This window comes from Melioribacteraceae bacterium 4301-Me, from assembly GCA_041538185.1.
Lineage (GTDB): Bacteria > Bacteroidota > Ignavibacteria > Ignavibacteriales > Melioribacteraceae > Pyranulibacter > Pyranulibacter aquaticus.
In genome coordinates this window covers 373,279-389,743 of record JBGORM010000002.1, presented here as the reverse complement: position 1 = coordinate 389,743, position 16,465 = coordinate 373,279, and the positions used below count along the sequence as shown (strand labels likewise).

The 16,465-nt window shown below is 32.8% G+C and carries 17 protein-coding genes; 5 read left to right on the top strand and 12 right to left on the bottom strand.

Annotation, left to right across the window (positions count from 1 at the left end):
- Positions 1–11: 11 nt before the first annotated feature.
- The 5 genes from ABRY23_05120 to bshB1 all read right to left on the bottom strand — a co-directional run bounded on the left by ABRY23_05120 (position 12) and on the right by bshB1 (position 5,620).
- A complete protein-coding gene (locus ABRY23_05120) occupies positions 12–998 on the bottom strand; it encodes an AAA family ATPase (protein MFA3782429.1) in 987 nt (328 codons plus the stop codon).
- A gap of 249 nt (positions 999–1,247) precedes the next feature.
- Complete coding sequence (locus tag ABRY23_05115) at positions 1,248–2,462, bottom strand: class I SAM-dependent rRNA methyltransferase (protein MFA3782428.1); 1,215 nt, start codon at positions 2,460–2,462, stop codon at positions 1,248–1,250.
- Between the two features lie 66 nt (positions 2,463–2,528).
- Positions 2,529–4,022 carry a DASS family sodium-coupled anion symporter gene (locus ABRY23_05110; GenBank protein MFA3782427.1) on the bottom strand — a complete coding sequence of 498 codons (1,494 nt, stop codon included), beginning with the start codon at positions 4,020–4,022 and terminating at the stop codon, positions 2,529–2,531.
- Between the two features lie 15 nt (positions 4,023–4,037).
- Positions 4,038–4,892, bottom strand: coding sequence for an NAD(P)-dependent oxidoreductase (locus ABRY23_05105; GenBank protein ID MFA3782426.1), 855 nt, complete (start codon positions 4,890–4,892; stop codon positions 4,038–4,040).
- Positions 4,889–5,620: a bacillithiol biosynthesis deacetylase BshB1 gene (gene bshB1 / locus ABRY23_05100; protein MFA3782425.1), complete on the bottom strand. Its 732-nt coding sequence runs from the start codon at positions 5,618–5,620 to the stop codon at positions 4,889–4,891. The genes ABRY23_05105 and bshB1 overlap by 4 nt, the downstream gene beginning before the upstream one ends.
- Positions 5,621–5,737: 117 nt before the next feature.
- Here bshB1 and gatB point away from each other — a divergent pair, with 117 nt between their 5' ends.
- On the top strand, positions 5,738–7,195 hold the full coding sequence (gene gatB / locus ABRY23_05095) for an Asp-tRNA(Asn)/Glu-tRNA(Gln) amidotransferase subunit GatB (GenBank protein ID MFA3782424.1): 1,458 nt from the start codon (positions 5,738–5,740) through the stop codon (positions 7,193–7,195).
- 138 nt (positions 7,196–7,333) lie between these two features.
- Here the strand turns inward: gatB and ABRY23_05090 are convergent, their stop codons facing one another.
- Positions 7,334–8,035, bottom strand: a complete 702-nt coding sequence (locus ABRY23_05090) for an FKBP-type peptidyl-prolyl cis-trans isomerase (protein ID MFA3782423.1) — start codon at positions 8,033–8,035, stop codon at positions 7,334–7,336.
- Between the two features lie 89 nt (positions 8,036–8,124).
- On the opposite strand from ABRY23_05090, the gene ABRY23_05085 reads away from it, so the two are divergent.
- Positions 8,125–9,111, top strand: a complete 987-nt coding sequence (locus ABRY23_05085) for a DUF1028 domain-containing protein (protein MFA3782422.1) — start codon at positions 8,125–8,127, stop codon at positions 9,109–9,111.
- Positions 9,112–9,256: 145 nt separating this feature from the next.
- On the opposite strand, the gene ABRY23_05080 is transcribed toward ABRY23_05085, so the two are convergent.
- Positions 9,257–10,843 carry an FGGY-family carbohydrate kinase gene (locus tag ABRY23_05080; GenBank protein MFA3782421.1) on the bottom strand — a complete coding sequence of 529 codons (1,587 nt, stop codon included), beginning with the start codon at positions 10,841–10,843 and terminating at the stop codon, positions 9,257–9,259.
- A 203-nt stretch (positions 10,844–11,046) separates the two neighbouring features.
- On the opposite strand from ABRY23_05080, the gene ABRY23_05075 reads away from it, so the two are divergent.
- A complete protein-coding gene (locus tag ABRY23_05075) occupies positions 11,047–11,463 on the top strand; it encodes an acyl-CoA thioesterase (GenBank protein MFA3782420.1) in 417 nt (138 codons plus the stop codon).
- Positions 11,464–11,467: 4 nt separating this feature from the next.
- Here the strand turns inward: ABRY23_05075 and ABRY23_05070 are convergent, their stop codons facing one another.
- Together ABRY23_05070 and ABRY23_05065 are read right to left on the bottom strand one after the other, a co-directional pair.
- Positions 11,468–12,406, bottom strand: a complete 939-nt coding sequence (locus tag ABRY23_05070) for a phosphatase PAP2 family protein (protein ID MFA3782419.1) — start codon at positions 12,404–12,406, stop codon at positions 11,468–11,470.
- Positions 12,407–12,544: 138 nt separating this feature from the next.
- On the bottom strand, positions 12,545–13,180 hold the full coding sequence (locus ABRY23_05065) for a glycosyltransferase family 2 protein (GenBank protein MFA3782418.1): 636 nt from the start codon (positions 13,178–13,180) through the stop codon (positions 12,545–12,547).
- A gap of 90 nt (positions 13,181–13,270) precedes the next feature.
- Here ABRY23_05065 and ABRY23_05060 point away from each other — a divergent pair, with 90 nt between their 5' ends.
- Together ABRY23_05060 and ABRY23_05055 are read left to right on the top strand one after the other, a co-directional pair.
- Positions 13,271–13,489 (top strand): hypothetical protein, encoded by a 219-nt coding sequence (locus tag ABRY23_05060; GenBank protein ID MFA3782417.1) that lies wholly within the window; start codon positions 13,271–13,273, stop codon positions 13,487–13,489.
- A gap of 11 nt (positions 13,490–13,500) precedes the next feature.
- On the top strand, positions 13,501–14,562 hold the full coding sequence (locus tag ABRY23_05055; protein ID MFA3782416.1) for a glycosyltransferase family 9 protein: 1,062 nt from the start codon (positions 13,501–13,503) through the stop codon (positions 14,560–14,562).
- A gap of 7 nt (positions 14,563–14,569) precedes the next feature.
- Here ABRY23_05055 and ABRY23_05050 read toward each other — a convergent pair whose 3' ends face one another.
- Genes ABRY23_05050 through ABRY23_05040 form a run of 3 tightly spaced genes read right to left on the bottom strand, consistent with a single transcriptional unit; the run spans position 14,570 to position 16,351 of the window.
- Positions 14,570–15,097: an LOG family protein gene (locus ABRY23_05050; GenBank protein ID MFA3782415.1), complete on the bottom strand. Its 528-nt coding sequence runs from the start codon at positions 15,095–15,097 to the stop codon at positions 14,570–14,572.
- Entirely contained in the window at positions 15,097–15,927 is an 831-nt protein-coding gene (locus ABRY23_05045) for a hypothetical protein (protein ID MFA3782414.1), read from the bottom strand. The genes ABRY23_05050 and ABRY23_05045 overlap by 1 nt, the downstream gene beginning before the upstream one ends.
- Before the next feature lie 4 nt (positions 15,928–15,931).
- On the bottom strand, positions 15,932–16,351 hold the full coding sequence (locus ABRY23_05040; GenBank protein ID MFA3782413.1) for a secondary thiamine-phosphate synthase enzyme YjbQ: 420 nt from the start codon (positions 16,349–16,351) through the stop codon (positions 15,932–15,934).
- Positions 16,352–16,465: the final 114 nt, after the last annotated feature.

Here is a 16,465-nt window from a genome sequence, read left to right as displayed (position 1 = left end):
AGTTTTTTCATTTACGGCACTTCAATTTTGTTTAATATTTTTTGAATGATATTTTCAGATGAAATCTCTTCAGCTTCTGCTTCGTATGTAACGGCAACTCTATGCCTAAGAACATCCATGCAGATGCTTCTTACATCTTCAGGAATTACATAACCTCTTCTTTTTATAAAAGCCAAAGCCCTAGCACCAAGTGCTAAATTAATTGTAGCTCTTGGTGAAGCGCCATAACTAATAAGTTCAGTCAGTTCATCTAATCCATAGTCCTTTGGATTACGTGTAGCGAATACTATATCTAAAATATATCTATCAATCTTTTCATCGACATAAATTTCTTGCACGAGCTTACGAGCCTTTAAGATTGTTTCTGGAGAAATAACAGGTTGAATTTTATTGAACATTGAATCGCTAATATTTTGCCGCATTATTTTCAATTCTTCTTCTTTGGTAGGATAAGTAATTTTCACTTTAAGCATAAATCTATCGACTTGAGCTTCGGGCAACGGATAAGTTCCTTCTTGTTCAATTGGATTTTGAGTGGCTAAGACTAAAAATGGTTCTTCGAGGGGAAAAGTAGTTTCGCTAATTGTAACTTGTCTTTCTTGCATTGCTTCCAACAAAGCGCTTTGAACTTTAGCTGGCGCACGATTGATTTCATCAGCCAAAATAAAATTAGAAAAAATTGGCCCCTTCTTAATAGTAAAATTTCCATCTTTTTGATTGTATATTAAAGTGCCAATTAAATCAGCTGGAAGTAAATCCGGCGTGAATTGTATTCTTTGAAATTTAGCTTTCATTGATGCAGCTAAGGATTTAATCGCAAGAGTCTTTGCTAATCCAGGTACCCCCTCAAGTAAAATGTGACCGTTTGAAAGAAGTCCCACTATCAACCGTTCTACCATATATTTCTGTCCTACTATCGCCTTACCAATTTCATTTAATAAAACATCCACAAATTCACTTTCTCTTTTAATTTTTTCATTGAGCTCTGTTATTTCCAAGCGAACCTCCTTTTTTACTAAAAATTTGACGGGTTTTCTACAAAATTAATATTTAGTTCGTTCCCATTGCTTTGGATTATCAGATTAAAATCTTTATAAAGTGTTCAATTAATTATTGAAGACACTAATTATGGTACTTGCAAGAAAATGAATTCATTAATCAAGATAAAATAATTTTGTGCTAAGTTAAAAACTTGCTGGATGCGAATATAATAAATTATATCTACTCACCATTCTGCAAAAACTTACTCATGAACTAACTACAAATGAAGCAAATTTAAGATAGACCGTTTCTTCCATTGAGGGTAATGCTAAATGGTCTTTAGATGCATTATTAAAGTAGAACATTTGAACATGCTTTTTTGCTTTAAGTGATGCATTGTTAACGGCTAAAAGAAAATTTTCTTTTTTAAGATGGAACGAGCAAGAAGAAGTGAATAATAAACCACCATTTTTAACAACTTGCATAGCCAATTTATTTAGTTTTTCGTATCCTTTAATTGCCTGGGGCAGCGATTTCTTTTTTTTGGCGAAAGCTGGCGGGTCTAAGATTACTACGTCAAATTTATTACCATTTAACACTGTTTTCTCTAAAAAATTAAACACATCTTCACACACGAGTTCAATTTGTGCGTTAAAGTTGTTGAGTTTATAATTTGCTTCAACCGATTTAATTTCATGAATAGATGAATCTACAAAAACAACTGATTTAGCCCCTTCTTTAATTGCATGAAGTCCAAATCCGCCCGAATTACAGAAACAATCTAAAACATCTTTATCTTTACAAAAACTTGCTGTAAAAATTCTATTATCACACTGGTCAAAATAAAAGCCTGTCTTGTGAGCGTTCTCAAAGTCTATTTTAAACTTTACTCCATTAATATTAATTATCTCTTCTGCTCTGTTACCTAAGAAAATTTGGTCCTCTTCAGGTAATCCCTCTAATTTTCTAAAATAGGGTTCGTTCTTGGTAAAAATGTTTTCAGCATTAAATCTATTTTTTAATATGTCTATTATTATGTCAATATTTTTTTGAATTCCAGCAGAATAAATCTGGAGTACAAAAGTATTGTTATATTTATCGATTATTAATCCGGGAATAAAATCGCTCTCGCTGAAGACCATTCGGAATGAATTTCTTTCAGGATAAGCTAATTTTCTAAAGGCATAAGCAGCAAGAAGGCGCTCCTCAAGCAATTCTTTTAGATTAATATACCTTTGATTCGTAATCATTCTTATGGAAATGAGCGAGTTACTATTAAAAAAGCCCAATCCTAAAAAATTATTTTTATAGTCATATACCTCCACAATCTCACCATTTTGTACTTTACTTTCATCATCGATACTTTTGGGCAAATCCACATTTATGAGATGCATTCGCCTTTCTATTTCATTGCTAAATACCCATAGATGTCCTTGTTTTATTCGCTTCTCTTCGTTCTTTTTCAAGATAATTTTTGTCATAATCAATTTTATCTTTTTAATTATGCTATGTGTTTTTCTGTTGAATGTTAGTTAAATAGCAGTTCATTATGATAAGTAGAAATAAATAAAAACGGTCATAATTACTACGCCAATTAAGTCGAGCACTATACCCACTTTAAGCATATCAAAAACTTTAAGTCTTTGGCTTCCAAAGACAATTGCATTTGGAGGGGTTGCAACTGGCAGCATAAATGCCATTGAAGCAGCGATTGTTGCAGGTATCATCAACAAAAAGGGATTAATATTCAATTCGATAGAAAGCGAAGCTAAGATAGGTAAAACAATTTGGGCTGTTGCAGTGTTAGATGTCAACTCAGTAAGTAATACAATAACTAAACAAACAGCAGCTATAAGCATTACTACAGGGAAATGTTTTAGTCCGGCGAATTGATTACCTATCAATTCAGATAAGCCGCTTTTAACAAAACCATCTGCCAAAGCAAAGCCACCTCCAAAAAGTAAAATTATCTCCCAAGGAATTTTTCTAATAGCAGTTTCACTAAGAATAAAGTTTTCACCACTTTGATAGTTTTTAACAGGGATTAGAAACAAAATTACTCCCATGGTTATAGCTACAGTGCCATCATCAATCATATTACTTTTGGAAAACAATTGTGACCAGCCAGGAATTTTTGCAAATCCAAGATTAAGTTCTACTCTAAATATCCATAATAACGAAGTTAGAATAAAAACTACTGCTACAGCTTTTTCTTCGAAACTCATTTTACCAAGAGATTTTTTTTCTGATTTAATTAATCCAGCATCAATAACTAAACTTTTATCACTCTTATAAAAAACTTGTGTAATTAAAAACCAAGCTAATATCAGCATCGCCAATGAAAGCGGCACACCAAACTTCATCCAATCACCAAACATAATTTGCTGTTGATGAGGAAACGTAATTGCATAAATCCTTTGGAAAACTAAATTAGGCGGTGTACCTATTAAAGTTGCAATGCCACCAATGGAACACGCATAGGCAATGCCCAACATAAGTGCTATAGAAAATTTTTGACTTTTCTCTTGACCAAATTCATTTTCCAATTTATACAAAATTGCAAGACCTATTGGCAAAATCATTACTGCTGTTGCTGTATTTGAAATCCACATGGAAATAAAGCCGCTTGCTACCATAAATCCCATAATAATTTTAGCTGGACTTTTTCCAAAAGCAGAAATTAAATTTAATGCGATTCTCTTATGAAGACCCCATTTTTCCATTGCAATTGCAATCAGAAAACCGCCCATAAAAAGAAAAATTGTTGAATTTATATATGCCCTTGATACCTCTTCAGCACTAAGCAAGCCTAAAAATGGAAATAACACTAAAGGAATTAAAGAAGTTACAGCAAGTGGAATTGCCTCAGTAATCCATAAAACAGACATTAAAATAGCAACGCCTGCAACTAATTTCGCAGCTTGATGTGACTTATCAAAATTAACAAGAACCATAAATAATATGAAGAAAAGACATGCTAATAAAAACCCAGTTAACTTGATATGTTTTGTCTTTAGTTTAAACTCGTTTGTTACTCCCATTAATTATCCAGAGATTTATTTGTCATTAATAATTTTATACATGGCAGAGTAATCTAAATCATCCAAATTATTTTTTATCGATAGTTCTAAAATTTTTTTCACACCTTCTAATGGTAGTGTATTAATATTTTGCTTTTGCAGTTCTGAATAAACGAGGTTAATATCTTTCAGCATGTGTTTTAGGGGGAAATGAGGATTAGAGTAATTGTCATTCAAATAATTATTCAATTTAGCTGCGAAAGAAGGGGCAAAGAATGCGCTTTTTTTTAATATCGACATAAATTTATCAACTTCAATTTCTTTTTTACGAACATATCCCAAGCTTAAGCTAAACATTGCACATTCAGCAGCAATTAATTGATTAAATGCAAGTTTAAGTGCAGAGGCTTTGCCTACTTCTCCAATTAGTATTACATCTTTTCCAAAACTTTCGAACAAAGTTTTAAATTTCTCATATTGTTTCTCGGTCGCACCGATTAAAGTGATCAAAGTTCTATTTTGAATTTGTGGAACACTACCTAAGACTGGTGCTTCCAAATAATTTCCATGCAATTTTTCAATGCGTTCTTTCAGTAATAAACTTTCATCTGGTGCAATTGTACTCATTTGAATAACAGTCTTATCCTTAAAAACTATTTCATTTGTAAATAATACAGAAGAGATGGCACTGTAATCAGAGAGCATAGTAATAACAATTTCAGAGTTATCAATTGCAAGTTTAGGCGTATCTGTTACTATTGCGCCAAGATTTTTTAATTCATCAGTTTTAGCCTTAGTTCTGTTATAGATATTTAATAGATACCTATCTGCAATTAAATTTTTAATCATAGCAGAACCCATTAAACCGGTACCAATAAATGCAATTTTCATTTTACCTCCCCGCTAAAGATATAATTTGAAAGATCAAGTTCAATTAAATCCTCCGAATAAAACGGCTCGCCGTAATCTTTGCCTATCCTAAAACCGTAGTTTTTAGCACGTGCTTCAACAAATTTCAAAAAATTAGGTTGACTAATAAAAGTTTCTGGTTCTCTGCTTTCTGGATTAAAAAACTGAGTTTTATAAGCCAAAACGGACTCCATTTTTGTTTGGAAAGTGTCACTTATATCAACGACAAATGAAGGGTAAAATTCAATGTTTTGCATATAATAAAAAATTTTTTTGGGGCGATAAGGCACTTGAATTTTTCCATTTAGTTTAGTTATCACCTTTGTAAGTCCCGAATAAAAAAAGGCTTCTTTAACAATTCTGCTTGTCCCTATGTGATCAGGGTGCCTATCATTTTTATAAGGTGCAAATATTATTTGCGGCTGATATTGGCGAATTTTTTTTACAACAGCGTTAATATGTTTTTCATTCAGCTTTATGCTGCCATCTTTTATTCCTAAATTTTCTCTTAAAGAAAGATTTAGAATTTTTGCTGCTTTAAGTGCTTCTTTTTTTCTAGTTTCAGCTGAGCCACGAGTTCCCATTTCACCTTTAGAAAGATCAATTACACCAACTTTAATTTTAGAATTGATGAGTTTGGCTATTGTTCCTCCCATTCCAAGTTCAGCATCATCAGGGTGAGCTGCAAAAACAAGAACATCTAATTGCATTGTTTATTCCTTTCATTAAAAAGCTTTTAAAATTTACAAATAATTTTAGAAAGTAAAATATGAACTGGATAGCTTTTAAATTCTTATATTCGCAAAAGAAATTTGAGAGTATATAAAATGAATGAAAAATACGAGGCTGTAATTGGTCTTGAAGTGCATGCTCAATTATTAACCGATACAAAAATATTCTGTGGGTGCTCTACAAAATTTGGAAATCCACCGAACTCAAACGTATGCCCAGTCTGTCTTGGTCACCCCGGAATATTGCCAGTTCTTAACAAAAGAGTGGTTGAGTTTAGCGTACTTATGGGTATGGCAGTCAATTGCACAATTAATAAAAAATCAATTATGGCAAGAAAAAATTATTTTTATCCAGACTTACCAAAGGGATACCAAATTTCACAATTCGAAAAACCTATCTGCCAAAATGGATACTTAATTATAGATGACAATAATGGTTTTTCAAAAAAAATTCGTATACGAAGGATTCATATGGAAGAGGATGCCGGCAAATTAGTTCATGATATTGGTTACGAAACGTTAATAGATGCAAATCGATGCGGTGTTCCTCTTATTGAAATAGTAAGTGAACCTGATATTAATTCCCCTCACGAAGCTTATTTATATCTTACAAAACTTAAACAGATTGTTACTTATTTAGGCATTTGCGATGGCAATATGGAAGAAGGCTCCTTAAGATGTGATGCAAATGTTTCCATTAGATTAAAAGGTGATAATAAATTAGGAACCAAAACAGAAGTTAAAAATATGAACTCTTTCCGTTTTGTTGAGAAAGCATTAGAATATGAAATTGAAAGGCAGATTGATATAATTGAAACCGGAGGAAAGGTTGTTCAACAAACATTGTTATGGAATCCCGACTTAAATAAAATTACCCCAATGCGCACTAAAGAAGAAGCACACGACTATAGGTATTTTCCTGACCCTGACCTCGTCCCTGTAATTGTAGATGAAAAATGGAAAGCCGAAATTGCTAAATCAATGCCCGAACTGCCCGATAAAAGAAAAAATAGATTTATCCGTGATTTTAATTTGCCATCTTACGATGCAGAAATTTTAACTTCTTCTCGTGAGTTAGCAGATTACTATGAAAACGTCATAAAAATAACAAATAATTATAAAGCTGCCAGTAATTGGATTATGGTTGACGTTTTAAAAATAGTAAATGAAGAAAAGATTGACATTAAAGATTTCCCAATATTGCCACAAAATATTGGTAAGCTAATTAATTTAATTGATAATGGTACAATCAGCGGTAAAATTGCAAAAGAAATTTTTACTGATATGCTCAATAGCGGAAACGAACCCGAAAAAATTGTAAAAGAAAAAAATCTAATCCAAATTACAGATACCGATTTCATCGACAAGATAATTAACGAGATTCTAAATAATAATAAATCTCAAGTTGAAGAGTATTTATCAGGCAAAGAAAAAGTCTTAGGCTTTTTAGTTGGACAAATTATGAAAGCAACTAAAGGCAAAGCAAATCCTCAAATGGTAAATGAGATTTTGAGGAACAAATTAAATACAATAAAAAGTTCTTCAGAGGGATGACTAAAAAGCAAGATTTTTTAAAGAGTATACACAAAAAAAATAAAACCGTCTACAAAAATACTCCTGCGGATTATTAACTGAAAAATTACTTTCCACAACGTGGTGAATTCTCATTAGTCACCCCCTACAGCAGATTGATTATTTCACTATATCGAGCAGTTCGACTTCAAAGATTAAAACTTCGTTAGGACCTATAACACCTCCAGCGCCGTTCTCCCCATAAGCTAATTCAGGTGGAATGTATAATTCCCACTTATCGCCAACATGCATTAGTTTAAGTGCTTCTGTCCATCCCTTAATTACTCTGTTAAGTTGAAATTCTGCAGGTTCACCTCTTTTGTATGAGCTATCAAATTCAGTTCCATCAATTAGACTGCCTTTGTAGTTAACTTTAACGATACTTGTATCTGTAGGCTGAGGACCATTTCCGCTCAATAAAACTTTGTACTGTAAGCCGTCTGGCAATGCAACAACTCCATCTTTTTTCTTGTTTTCTTCCAAAAATTTCTGACTAGCTTGCTTGTTTTTTTCTTTTAATAAATTATTTGCAGCTTGCTTTTTACTCATCAATTGTTGATTAAATGCTGTAAGGACTTGACTAATTTCCTCATCTGTTAAAAGACTTTGATTTCCATTAACTGCATCTTTAATACCCGCAATTAACACATCAAGGTTAACTTCAATATCAGGGTCAGTTAAACTTTTCCCAATATTGTGACCAATACTGTAACTTATTTTATCTACTTCATTTTTCAAGGTTAATTTCTCTCCTTTTTTTTGTTGGGCAAATGAAATTAAAGTTCCTGCTAACAATATTATTACTATTAAACGAATTCGCATATTATCACCCATTTTTTTAATATTATGTAACTGAAAATACCCCCATTAATCTTGAATAGCAAATTGTATTAAAACTTGGAGGAAACATCATGAAGAAATTTATTTTAATGGTAATTAGTCTTTTAATATTATGTTCAAATGACTTTTTTACTCAGACTTTTTTTAACGAGCCTTTAGCTCATACATTTTCAATTGTTGCTCGCGATGCAAACACTGGGGAAATTGGAGCTGCAGTTCAATCTCATTGGTTCTCAGTAGGAACGATTGTAATATGGGGCGAAGCTGGAGTTGGAGTAGTTGCAACTCAATCTTTTGTAAATGCTTCTTTTGGTCCGCGTGGACTTGAATTGTTAAAGAAAGGCTATACTCCACAGCAGGCAGTAGATTCTTTAATTGCATCAGATGAAGGAAGAGATTTTAGACAGCTTGCTATTTTAGATGTAAAAGGAAGAGTTGCTGCTTTTACGGGAAAGAAGTGTATACAACCAGCAGGGGATATAGTAGGGAATGGTTATTCAGTACAAGCAAATTTAATGTCTAACGATAAAGTATGGCCTGCAATGTCTAAAGCATTTGAAAATACGAAAGGCCCGCTTGCAGAAAGAATGATTGCTGCACTTGAGGCTGCTCAAAAAGCCGGTGGTGATATACGAGGTAAGCAATCTGCAGCCTTGCTGGTATTTAAAGGTACTTCTTCAGGGAAACCATGGGAGGATAAATTAATTGATTTAAGAGTAGATGACAACCCTGAGCCTATTAAAGAATTAAAAAGATTGTTAAAAGTTCATCGTGCATACGAACATATGAACGCTGGCGACCTCGCAGTTGAAAAAAATGATATGGACAAGGCAATGGAGGAATATTCCGCTGCTATGAAAATGTTCCCAGAAAATCTCGAAATGAAATATTGGACTGCAGTCAGCTTAGCTAACAATGGTCAATTAGAAAAAGCATTGCCAATGTTTAAAGAAATTTTCACTAAGGATAAAAACTGGAAGGAACTAACACCAAGATTAATACCCAATGGATTATTAACAGTCACCAAAGATCAGTTGAAAGAAATTTTGAAACAATAATAACTTATGATGCTTTAAAAATTTTTAGTTGGATAATAGCATAGTTAAAACTTGTGCTGAATTTTCGAAGCATTTGTTAATTTTGTATTAACGCGTAAGTTATTATTTCCGCGGGGGTCAAAAAATTTTGTTCCTAAGGTGGTATTTAACTTCTCATTCTTTCTTTGTTCATTCTTTTAAACCAGCTTTTATTTTGCTTATACAGATTTTTAAATTCTTTGAACATATAGTCGTATAACTTTCTATTCTCATTATTTGGATAGAAAGTTCTATCTATTTTAATGTATTTTTTTATATCATAGAAAGATTCAATATATCCTAAAGTCATACTCGCTAACAAGGCAATTCCCCTTGCAGCAGCTTGCTGGGGTTCAGCGACCCTGTTAATTTTTTTATTTAACACATCGGCAAAAATCTGACACCAAATATCACTCTTTGCCCCGCCGCCTATAATATTTAGATGGTCAACTTCAGAATACAAATTTTCTATAATCTCCATAGCCCATCTTGTGTTAAAAGCAATCCCTTCAAAAACTGCTCTAACAATATGTTCTCTTGAATGGTCAAGACTAACATTGTAAAGTCCTGCCCTCACAAAATCATCATCCAAAGGACTTCTTTCACCGAACATCCAAGGGGTAAATATCAATCCATGAGCACCTGGCCCAGCTTTAACAGCGAGTTCATCTAATATTTCATAAATATTTTCACGCTGCCATTCTTCCATAAGTTGCTGTTCATGATAAAGTATTTTATTTTTTAACCACTCAAGACATATACCGGCTGTTTCCTGATGAGCCATAGCTAAAAAATATTTTTCTGGATAAGTACTGCCAATACATCCAGTATAATGGTTTAAATCGATTTTACGTTTCGAAAAATGCCCAGCAACCCAGCCACTTGTTCCTAAACTGATATGTAACTCCCCTTCATCAATAGCACCAGAACCCAGTGCAGCTGAAGCTAAGTCACCAGCACCATTTATAATTGGCGTCCCGCTTAAAAGTCCCGTTGCCCGGCTGGCTTCTTCAGTTAAATAACCAGCAATTGAAGCGCTTGGTTTAACCTCACATAATTGATTTTGTGTTATATTAGCATATTTGCAAAGACTATCATCCCACTTATTTTTATTTTTCCGTGTATTCAAAAGCCACCAGATTACGGCTAAATCCACTGAAGTAACAAAGTTGCCTGTCAATTTGTAAATTAAAAAATCTTTCGCATCAAGAAACTTATATGTATTCTTAAAAAGATGAGGCTCATATTTTTGCATCCAAAGGATTTTGCCAATTTGCTCTTTGCCGGTGTGACCTGGTGCACCACCAGTTTTAATTAAGAACTTAAGTAAACGAAAAACATTATATCCCTTTATTCTGGGTACTGTCCATAATTTTTGTCGGACAATCTCTGCGCTTCTGCCATCTAACCAACTAAATGCATTTCTAAGGGGATTACCGTTTTTATCCACAGGTACAAGGCATTGTGTTTGAGTAGAAAAGGTCATTCCAACAATATCTTTGGGATTAATCGCTGTTTTTTTAATTACACTACGGGTTGTTTCGCAAACGGCTTCCCACCATTCATTAGGATCTTGTTCAGCATATCCTGGTTTCAGATTATGAAGTGGATATTGTTTTTTTGCAATATCGATAATTTCCCCCTTTACCGAAATAATAATTGCTTTATCTGCGCTTGTTCCCATATCATGGGCAATTATATACTTATTACTCAATTTCTGAATACCAGTGATTAAATTGGAACTAACGTAAAATGAACAATTTTCTTTAAAAAAGCATAGTAGTCGACCAATAAATCAAACTCATTTAACTAATTAAAAATTCTTCTGAATATAAAACAATAAAAACAAATGGAAATGATTATTCTTAATCTATATTTTGGTACAGTGATTATTCATCATTAAACTAAGGTATCAAAATGAGTGAACTATATTCTAAATTCGAAACTGAAATAATAGTTCGTCCAGATGACATTGATATGAACAAGCATGTACATTATTCAAAGTATCTCGATTATTTACTTACTGCAAGGTATGACCAAATGCGTAAAGATTACAAAATGCCGATGGAAGAGTTCGTTAAAAGAGGTTTCTCGTGGGTTGGTTCAGTAGTGCATATTGAATATAAACGCGGTATTGTTTTAGGTGATACGGTTATTGTAAGAACTCAGATTGATTCAGTAAGTGGAGCTCAAGTAAAAGTAAATTTTTGGATGATAAGAAAAGAGACACAAAAGCTTGCTGCTGAAGGTTGGGTAATTTACACTATGATTTCTGCAGAAACTGGTAAAGCAGTAAGAATTCCTCAAGATATTATTGACAAGTATTCAATCTAATACTTTAAAAAACGTAAGCTAATTTAATTCCGTACCCTTTGTTAATTATTGTCGGTAAAAAAGTTAATGTCTTGGTCCCCTTTATTATTTCATTATCGCGATTAACAATTAGCTTACCAAATGTGTAACCAAAAACTATTGCTAAAGGATAGTCACTGTACCAATGTATTCCTCTATTTACCATACCTATTGCAAGCAGTCCAGATACTGTAAAGCCCAGTGGTTTTATCCACCATATATTTGGGTAATTTTCAGCAATTACGAAAACAGTTGCTAAAGTTGTTGTTAAATGACCCGAAGGGAATGCATCGTAAGCTGAGACGTGCTTATGATATTGAATTTGGTTAGGGAAAAGCCTCCAAATTCCTCTTGGCGAAGTCCTTGATTCTGGACTCTGTCTGCCTGTAATGTGTTTTAATACCTGAACCACAGCTCCCGATGCAAGAACAGCTTCCACAATTTGACTGCCTACTCTAACTGCTTTCGCATTATTGAATAAAAGTCCATACCCAGCAAAACCAATTGCTAATCCAAATTGGGTTCTGCCATCACCTATTGCTGTAAAAATATCGCTGGCTTTGTGAATAAAGTTATTAGTGTGAAATAATTTTCTGCCATATTCATAGGTTTTATTGTCTGTCAAAATCAACAAAGCAGTGGAAGCTGAGACGGCAAGATAAAGTGGTATTTTATCGGTCTGAAATGTTTCCCGTGTATAAGCCACCCAATCATCGGGCAGATTGGTAATCATTTCATGCCAAGTCGGCATTTTGTATTCATAATCATTCTCTTTTATTTCTTCATCCTTTATCTTTTTTTGCTTTGAAATTTGTAGCGAGTCAAATGTACTGATATTTTCATTTACTTGTGAATATGTGTATAAGAAAGAATTTAAAAGAAGGATTAAGAAAAAACTTAAGAAGAAATTTATGTTATATCTCATACAATGTCCTAATTAAATTAACTAAAAATAGGTTTTTGCTGCTAAATATAAAACTAAATTCCCGGCACGAATTTTCACTAAAATGCAAGCATTGGATTGATTAAATAGATTCTAATCGGTCATGTAAGAAATTTTAAATCATATATTGTTGCATATACTATCGGGTGTGTCTCTATGGTATATGTAAGTAGGAAAATCAACTTTCATAATTTTATATTTTCTTTGCGTAAGTCTATCAAAAAACTCTGAATCTTCACTGTAGTAAATATCTTTAAATCCACCCATTTCAATAAAAATCTCTTTTGGTGCAAAGAATGTACCGCCTACAACACACTCAGCAATATGAATTTCTTTTGTTAAATCATTTTTGTCCTTAACAAATGGGTTACCAATTATTTCAACACCACCGTATATAAAATCGACTTCATTGCTTTCAAACGTTTTTACACGCAGCTGAACATGATTATTTTTATATTCATCATCACTCCCTAAAAATGTAACATATTTACCGGCTGCTGCTAAAATTCCCGCATTAAAAGATAATGGCGGCCGCCTATTTGAATGTTTTAAATACTTTATATTTTGGTGTAATTCCAAAAACCTGTTCACCACTTCAAAAGTGTTGTCTGTGCTGCCATCATCAATTATTACTAATTCCCATTTGTCAAAAGTTTGATTTATTACCGAGCTAATTGCTCTAGAAATTAAATTAGCTCTATTGTATGTAGGAAGAATTATTGAGACTTCCGGTTCAAATGTTTTGTAAACTTTCATTATTATTCTATTTACAAGTTAGGAAGAGTTTTTATAATACTGTTTTTTTTAATTATTTTGATTATGCAAATATAACATACGGGGCATAAAATGACTTTCAAAGACCAAAAAAAATATTTTGAAATATTGCAAAGATATGAGAAAAAGTTTGATAAAGCAGAAAATGAAGATTATAGAATGCTCTTGAAACGTCACAAAGATGATGAGGAGCTTGACAAGCTTTCGTTAGAAAGGTTAGAAAAACTTTACATCAAATATCATGCTAGCAGGGAAAAGAAGAACTTTGACCAATATTTCAAGAAGAATTAGAAATTAATTGAATGAGAATATTAATTAATGCTCTTAGTGGAATTGGTGATGCCTTAATGTTCACCCCGGCGCTTACTAAACTTAAAGAAGAGCTGCCTGAAGCAAAAATTGATGCGCTTGTAATGTTTAAGGGTGTTAAAGATATTTACGAAAGATTTGGAGAGATAGACAAAGTTATTTATCACGATTTTTTAAATGCATCAAAAATTTCTTCGTTAAAGCTTGTTCTGAGTCTACGCAAAAAGTATGATATTTCAATTAATGTTTACCCATCGAACAGAAAAGAATATAATCTAATTAACTTTTTAATCGGCAGTAAGAAAAGAGCTGCTGTTAAATACCTAAGAAAAGATTTTGAAAATTTTGGTTTTTTGAATAACCTTACAATAAGGGAGAACGATTCTCTTCACAATGCTGAAGAGAACATTAATCTTATTTCAAAAATCCTAAACAAAAATATTAACGATTTCCCCCCTTATAAAATTAATCTAAACGATGATGAAATAAATTTTGCAAAAAAATTTTTATCCAATTCCGGTATCGCAGAAAATGATATTGTAATTGGATTTCATCCGGGTTGTTCACCATTAAAGAATCATACGAAAAGAAGGTGGGAGCCGGAAAAATTTGCTGCACTTGGTAAAATGTTAATAAAGAAATACAATGCTTTTATACTTATATTCGGGGGAAATGAAGAAGATGAATTAAAACAAAGGATAATAAATTTAATCGAATCAAAAAAATCAATAAATGTTCAAACCAATACTTTGTTACAAACAGCCGCTTTAATGAAGAGAAGTAATGTCTTCGTTTCCAACGATTCAAGTCTAATGCACATTGCAGCAGCTTTGAAGTTGAAAACGGTTGCTATTATTGGTCCCACCAACACCAATTATATTCATCCATGGCAAACTGAGTATAAAATAGTTTCATTAAATCTTGAATGCTCACCTTGTTTTTATTATTCACCAAAGCCATTAACTTGTCACAGAGATGATATTAAGTTTAAATGCATTAAAGAGTTAAGTGTAGAGTTAGTTTTATCTACAGTAGAATCTTTTATAGAAGGGTAAACAGCTGCTAAATCAAACATTTAATTATGTAATCAGCGCATTCATTTATATCTTCGAATGGTTTTATTAAGCCTGTTTGCCTTTGCTCTAAGGCAATTTGTTTTTCCATAATTTTTATTATTTCTTTCCACATTTTGCTATGAGAGGCGAAAGGTTTAGGCTTAATCATATTTTTATTCATATACTCCCATACCAATGCTAACTCTAACATTGTACCTGTACCGCCTTGTAAAGCAATATAAGCATCACCAATATTTACTAAATTTTTTAATCTTTCGAACAACGAATTAGTTTTGATTTCTTTAGTAAGGTATTTACTCGGAGTTGCGTTGTAGAGATTAATGGTTACGCCAATAATTTCAACATTAGTAGACGAAGCACCTTTAGAAACAGCATCCATAATTCCTTGGAATCCGCCTGTACAAACATTTAAGCCCGACTCAGCTAATTTTTTACCCAAGTAAAATGCAATCTCATATTCCTCTTCTCCGGGCTTAGGTCTTGAACTCCCAAAAATTGTAACTGTCTTTGCCATTATAAGTCTAATAAATTAGGCCTGTTAGCTTTTTCCCATGCTTGATAAATAAATGAAGCTAAAGTTCGTGCGGCATTATTAAATTGCTGAATTGTAATATAACTCGTCCTGCTCCAAAATAATTTGTAATATTCTGGACCAAACTTTGCTTTGCCATTTTTAAATGCTGATTTGTCAGCTGCTAAAATTAAATCCACAAGAGTATTAGAATCATTAATATAGCCGAAAATAAAATTACGGATATTCTTTATTGGCCGTACAGATAAGAAATCAAGATGGGATTTAATAGAATCCAAATTATTTTCAATCATATTAATTTCGTATCTAGCATGCACACCTTTTTGACCGGTCAATTGACCATTGTAATTCATTGTTGTATGTAAAGGCTGGTAAGCATCTTCAACGTAGTGAGCGAGGTCTGAGGCATAACGTATAATTTTGTTTTTATCGTGACTTTTAAACGCGTCAATTAATTTGTAATAAGAATCTTCTGTAACCCAAGGTAGGACACCTTCTTTTTCAACAATACTATCGCCGTAAACTTTTATAAGTTCATTTTTATCTTCAATCATTCTTCCACCCAAAAACTCCTGATAGTAATCAATATCTATAAAATGTTTGGGTGGTTCAGTAGGATCATCTTTTTTTCTATGGTCAGGGTCTGTAGAATGTTCTACTATCATTTCTTTAATTGGCTGTGGTAAGTTCATTTCCAAAGGCAATAATTTCATTGCATGTTGAGTAATTGTAATATGACCCTTATCTCCCCAGCCAAAAAGAATTAAATACGGGTATAGGAGTAAGATGAGCAAAAATCTTAATCTTTTCATTATTCTATTGGCCAATTAGTTGAACAATAACGTTTCTTTTACGGGGACGATTATCAAAATCAATAAGTACAATTTGCTGCCAAGTGCCCAATAACAATTGACCATTGTTAAATGGTACGGTAAAAGAAGCACCTTGCAACGAGGCTCTGATGTGTGAATATCCGTTGGCGTCATGCCAAGTTTCATCATGATAATAACGTTCCTTAGAAGGAATAATTTTTTCGAAAAAAATAGGATAATCTTTTAACAACCCCGGTTCATATTCAATGGTAGTTATCCCCGCAGTTGAGCCGGAGACAAAAATTAATGCACTTCCTTCTTGTAAACCCGATTTCTTCAGTTCCGATTGCACACTGGCAGTTATATCAATTAAATCAGTTGAACCTTTAGTATCTACGTCAAAAGATGAGGTTACAATCTTCATTTTTCTTCTAAAATTATTACTCAAAACTTATTAAAATGAGCAAGTAATAACAAGAATCTGTTAAATAAAATACCTCCAATTCGTAAGTAAACAGTAATTTTAATAAATTTGTGC

Coding starts and splice junctions, on each gene's coding strand:
- ABRY23_05115 (MFA3782428.1), bottom strand. CDS start 2,462: ATGACAAAAATTATCTTGAAAAAGAACGAAGAGAAGCGAATAAAACAA.
- ABRY23_05110 (MFA3782427.1), bottom strand. CDS start 4,022: ATGGGAGTAACAAACGAGTTTAAACTAAAGACAAAACATATCAAGTTA.
- ABRY23_05105 (MFA3782426.1), bottom strand. CDS start 4,892: ATGAAAATTGCATTTATTGGTACCGGTTTAATGGGTTCTGCTATGATT.
- bshB1 (MFA3782425.1), bottom strand. CDS start 5,620: ATGCAATTAGATGTTCTTGTTTTTGCAGCTCACCCTGATGATGCTGAA.
- gatB (MFA3782424.1), top strand. CDS start 5,738: ATGAATGAAAAATACGAGGCTGTAATTGGTCTTGAAGTGCATGCTCAA.
- ABRY23_05090 (MFA3782423.1), bottom strand. CDS start 8,035: ATGCGAATTCGTTTAATAGTAATAATATTGTTAGCAGGAACTTTAATT.
- ABRY23_05085 (MFA3782422.1), top strand. CDS start 8,125: ATGAAGAAATTTATTTTAATGGTAATTAGTCTTTTAATATTATGTTCA.
- ABRY23_05075 (MFA3782420.1), top strand. CDS start 11,047: ATGAGTGAACTATATTCTAAATTCGAAACTGAAATAATAGTTCGTCCA.
- ABRY23_05070 (MFA3782419.1), bottom strand. CDS start 12,406: ATGAGATATAACATAAATTTCTTCTTAAGTTTTTTCTTAATCCTTCTT.
- ABRY23_05065 (MFA3782418.1), bottom strand. CDS start 13,180: ATGAAAGTTTACAAAACATTTGAACCGGAAGTCTCAATAATTCTTCCT.
- ABRY23_05060 (MFA3782417.1), top strand. CDS start 13,271: ATGACTTTCAAAGACCAAAAAAAATATTTTGAAATATTGCAAAGATAT.
- ABRY23_05055 (MFA3782416.1), top strand. CDS start 13,501: ATGAGAATATTAATTAATGCTCTTAGTGGAATTGGTGATGCCTTAATG.
- ABRY23_05050 (MFA3782415.1), bottom strand. CDS start 15,097: ATGGCAAAGACAGTTACAATTTTTGGGAGTTCAAGACCTAAGCCCGGA.
- ABRY23_05045 (MFA3782414.1), bottom strand. CDS start 15,927: ATGAAAAGATTAAGATTTTTGCTCATCTTACTCCTATACCCGTATTTA.
- ABRY23_05040 (MFA3782413.1), bottom strand. CDS start 16,351: ATGAAGATTGTAACCTCATCTTTTGACGTAGATACTAAAGGTTCAACT.